Origin of the sequence: Pantoea sp. Cy-639 (genome assembly GCF_011752525.1) — a bacterium.
Taxonomy (GTDB): Bacteria; Pseudomonadota; Gammaproteobacteria; order Pseudomonadales; family Pseudomonadaceae; genus Aquipseudomonas.
Window position 1 is genome coordinate 1 of sequence record NZ_VWXI01000050.1, and the last position, 672, is coordinate 672.

The 672-nt window shown below is 61.5% G+C and carries 1 pseudogene; it reads right to left on the reverse strand.

Going from position 1 to position 672, the window contains the following annotated elements:
- A pseudogene (locus F3J43_RS23670) lies at positions 1–672 on the reverse strand (hypothetical protein); the annotation flags it as partial.

Sequence of the window (672 nt, forward strand, 5' to 3'; positions counted from 1 at the left end):
CCAGGTGAAATGCGCATGGGCACCGTTGTGCAGGCGGTGGATCAGGTTGCCGCGTTCGTCGTAGCGGTAATGGGTGCCGGCATACTCGCGCAGCAAGTTGTCCATCAACTTGTTGCGACGCGGATCGACTTCCAGCGGTCGGTTCAGCTCCTGGGTTTTCTGGTCCAGCAGGTTGCCAGCAGGGTCGAAGGCAAAGGTCTCGACGCCCAAACGGCTGCTGGCTTGGAGAAGGCGGCCAACCGGATCGTATTGATATTCCAACTGGCCACGCCGGGTATCGTGAATGTTGGTCAGCTGGCCCGCAGCGTCGTAGCGATATTGACGTTTGAGCAGCGTGGACTGGCTGTCATGGCTACCGAGCCATTGCTCTTGCAGGCGCCCGGCAGGGTCCCAGGCCTGGGTCTGCATGAGCTTGTTACCCTGATGCCGCACAACCTCGCGGTGCAGGTCATCGCGCTCGTAGGCCAGCATCTCGTGCTGGTCGAGGGTCATGCCGAGCAGGTGGCCGCTGCCGTAGGTCAGCCAACTGACTTTGTGCCCATCCGGGCGAATGGTCGAGATGCGTTGGTTGAGGGCGTCGTACTCATGCTGCCAGACGGCAACCATCGGTGTACCGGTCGCGAGGTAGTGCTGATGCTCGCGGGTCAGGTTGCCCGCCTCATCATGGAACCA